Source organism: Nocardia sp. NPDC047038 (assembly GCF_040644075.1).
Taxonomy (GTDB): Bacteria; Actinomycetota; Actinomycetes; order Mycobacteriales; family Mycobacteriaceae; genus Nocardia; species Nocardia sichangensis.
Map to the genome: position 1 here is coordinate 1 of NZ_JBEYVQ010000046.1, position 4,029 is coordinate 4,029.

Below are 4,029 nucleotides of genomic sequence, written 5' to 3' on the forward strand. Positions count from 1 at the left end.
CGCCGTGGTCGCCGATCCCACCGTTCCGGTCGGCGATCTCGACCTACTCGCCGACACCGAGCGCACCGACGTGCTCACCGCGTGGAACGACACCGACCAGGCCGTCGACACGGGAGCGACGCTGGCCTCGCTGCTCGACGCCAGTGTCGCGGCGGACCCGCGCTCAACGGCGCTGGTCGCGGACGCGGTCGATGGTGAGCGGGTCGAGCTGACCTACGCCGAACTTAATTTGCGTGTGAATCGTCTTGCGCGGCACTTGATTTCGTTGGGCGTCGGTCCGGAGTCGCGGGTCGCGCTGGCGTTGCGTCGCTCGGTGGATCTGGTCGTGGCGATGTATGCGGTGGCGAAGTCCGGTGGTGCGTATGTGCCGGTGGATCCGGATCAGGCTGCCGAGCGGACGAGCTACATCTTGGAGACGGCGGCACCGGTTTGTGTGCTGACCAATGCCGATGCGAAGTTCGAGACCGATGTCGCGCCGGTGGTGCGGATCGATGAACTGGATCTGTCGGAGCTGGATGCCGCGCCGGTCGCCGATGTCGATCGCGTCGCGCCGTTGCGTCCGGAGAACACGGCGTATGTGATCTTCACGTCTGGTTCGACGGGGCGCCCGAAGGGTGTGGCGGTGCCGCATGGTGCTATCGCGAACCAGTTGCAGTGGAAGAACGTCGAATTCGGTTTGGACGCTGCGGATGCGATTCTGCTGAAGACGGCGGCGACGTTCGACTTGTCGGTGTGGGAGTTCTGGTCGGCCGCTGTCTGCGGTGGTCGCCTGGTGATCGCCTCCCCGGACGGTCACCGGGACCCGACGTACCTCAACGAACTCATGGCCCAGGAATGGGTCACTACGCTGCACGTCGTCCCGTCGATGCTGGACGCGCTGTTGACTGCCGGTATGCCGGATTCGCTGTGGCGGGTGTTGGCGATCGGTGAAGCGTTGCCGGGTGCGTTGGCTCAGCGGTTCTTGCGTGAGAATCCGCGTACCGAATTGTTCAATCTGTATGGTCCGACCGAGGCGGCGGTGTCCATCACCAGCCATCGGGTCAGTGATACCGACCGGGTTTCGGTTCCCATCGGTGCGCCGGAGTGGAACAGTCGGGTGTTCGTGCTGGATGGTCGTTTGCGTCCGGTGCCGGTGGGTGTGTCGGGTGAGTTGTATTTGGCTGGTGCGCAGTTGGCGCGTGGCTATTTCGGTCGTGCGGATCTGACCGCGGATCGGTTTGTGGCCAACCCGTTCGAGCCGGGCGCGCGGATGTATCGCACCGGTGATTTGGTGGCTTGGACGAGCACCGGCGAACTGGAATATCGGGGTCGTACGGACTTCCAGGTGAAGATCCGTGGTTTCCGTATCGAGCTCGGTGAGATCGAAGCCGCGCTGTTGGCGTTGCCGGAGATCGCGCAGACCGCGGTGATCGCGAAGTCGGATCCGCAGACCGGTGACCGGTTGGTCGCGTACATCGTGCCTGTGGATGCTGGAGCAGGTGCCGCTGGCGATGCCGACGATACGGCCGGTGCCGGATCCGGCGTGGATGTGGCTCGGGTGAAGTCCGAACTGAGCGCTGGGTTGCCGTCGTACATGGTGCCTGCGGCGTTCGTGGTGCTGGATGCTCTGCCGTTGAACGTCAACGGCAAGCTCGATCGCAAGGCGTTGCCGGAGCCGGAGTTCGAGGTTCAGGCGTTCCGTGCGCCGTCGACGCCGATCGAGGAGATCGTGGCGTCGGTGTTCGCCGAGGTGCTCGGGGTCGAGCGGGTGGGCGCGGACGACGACTTCTTCGCTTTGGGTGGTAACTCGCTGTTGGCGACCCAGGTCGCGGCGCGGATCGGCGCGGCGCTGGATGCGCGTGTGCCGGTGCGTGTGCTGTTCGAGGCCTCCACCGTGGCCGGATTGGCCGTGAAGGTCGAGCAGCACGCGGGAGCTGGCGGGCGTAAAGCCTTGGTGGCCGGTCCGCGTCCGGAGCACATCCCGTTGTCGCTGGCGCAGCAGCGCATGTGGTTCCTCAACCAGTTCGATCCGGCCTCATCGGTCTACAACATCCCGGCCGCCATCCGCCTCACCGGCGATCTGGACGTCGCGGCCCTGCGAGCGGCGGTCGCGGATCTGGTGGCGCGCCACGAGATCCTGCGCACGATCTACCCGCAGACGTCCGACGGCCCGGTACAGCGGGTGCTCGCGGCGGACGAGGTGCCGATCGACCTCACACCCGCGCGAGTCGACGCGGCCGATTCGGTCGCCGTGGTGACCAGCGTGGTCGGCGCGGGGTTCGAGGTCACCACGGAGGTCCCGTTCCGGGTCGCGCTGTTCGAGATCGCGTCCGCGAGCGCAGACGACCCCACCGAGCACGTGCTGGTCTTCGTCGCGCACCACATCAGTTCCGACGGCTGGTCGCTGGGCCCGCTCACCCGGGATCTGGTCCTGGCCTATGAGGCGCGCAGCAGAGGCGAGGCCCCGGCCATGGCCCCGCTGCCGGTGCAGTACGCCGACTACAGCCTGTGGCAGCGGGAGGTGCTCGGCTCCGAGACCGACCCGAAGAGCCTGATCTCGCAGCAGGCCGAGTACTGGCGGGACGCGCTCGCCGCTCTGCCGGAGGAACTGCCGCTGCCGACCGACCGGCCCCGGCCCGCCCAGGCGTCCTATCGCGGAGGCAGTTTCGCCTTCGACATCGACGCCGACCTGCACACGGGGCTGGAACAGCTGGCCAAACAACACAATTCGACGCTGTTCATGGTGGTGCACGCCGCGCTCGCGGTGCTGCTGGCGCGGCTGTCGGGCACCTCGGACATCGCGATCGGCACCCCGGTGGCCGGCCGCGGCGAGGCCGAACTCGACGACCTCATCGGCATGTTCGTCAACACGCTGGTGTTGCGCACCGAGGTCGAGCCGGGCACGTCGTTCGAAACGCTGCTGGCCGAGGTCCGCAAAACCGACGTCGCCGCGTTCGGCCATGCCGACCTGCCGTTCGAGCGGCTGGTCGAGTTGCTCGATCCGGTCCGCTCGGCGGCGCGGCATCCGCTGTTCCAGGTGATGCTGGTGCTGCAGAACCTCGCTCCCGCGACGCTCGAGTTGCCCGGGCTCACGGTGTCGGGCATCGATCCGGGAGTGTCGGCGGCCAAGTTCGATCTGCAGATCACCCTGGCCGAGCAGCCCGGTGCGCCGGGTCTGTCGGTGGTGATCGGTTACGCGACCGACCTGTTCGACGAATCGACGGTGCGGAACTTCGCGAGCCGGTTCCGTCGTGTCCTGGCGGCGGTCGCGGCCGATGCCACAGCCGTGGTGGGCGATATCGATGTGCTCGCGCCCGGCGAACGCGACCAGGTGCTGAGTGCGTGGAATGTGCCGGGGGCCTGGGTTCCCGGTGCGACACTGCCGGATGTGATCGCCGAACAGGCGTGGTTGCGCCCGGACGCGGTCGCGATCCGTTCGGGTGAGACCACGTTGACTTTCGGTGAGTTGCATGGGCGGGCGAATCAGGTGGCGCGGGCGTTGATCGCTCGGGGTGCGGGTCCGGAGTCGTTGGTGGCGGTGGCGGTGGCGCGTACCGAGGAGTTGCCGGTCGCGTTGTTGGGTGTGTTGATCGCGGGGGCGGCGTATCTGCCGATCGATACCGGTTATCCGGTGCAGCGGTTGGAGTTCATGCTCGAAGACGCCGCCCCGGTGTGCGTGCTGACCACGGTGCAGCAGCGGGAGGCGGTGCCCTCGGGTGGGTTGCCGGTGGTGCTGCTGGAGGCGGCACGCGAGTTCTCGGATGCGCCGGTGAGTGATGCCGATCGGGTGGGCCGGTTGCGGGCGGACAATCTGGCGTATGTCATCTACACCTCCGGTTCCACCGGGGTGCCCAAGGGTGTGGGTGTGGCGCACCGCAACGTCATCGAGTTGCTGGCGAACACGCAGCCGTTGTTCGGGTTCGACGAGGCCGATGTGTGGACGTTGTTCCATTCGTTCGCGTTCGATTTCTCGGTGTGGGAGTTGTGGTGCGCGCTGGCGCACGGCGGCAGCGTGGTGGTGGTCGACTATCTGACCTCGCGTTCACCGGA

At 67.0% G+C, this 4,029-nt stretch carries 1 protein-coding gene; it reads left to right on the top strand.

What is annotated here, in order from left to right; genetic code table 11:
• The coding region (locus tag ABZ824_RS39605) for an amino acid adenylation domain-containing protein (protein WP_356970036.1) at window positions 1–4,029 on the top strand (4,029 nt) is incomplete at both ends.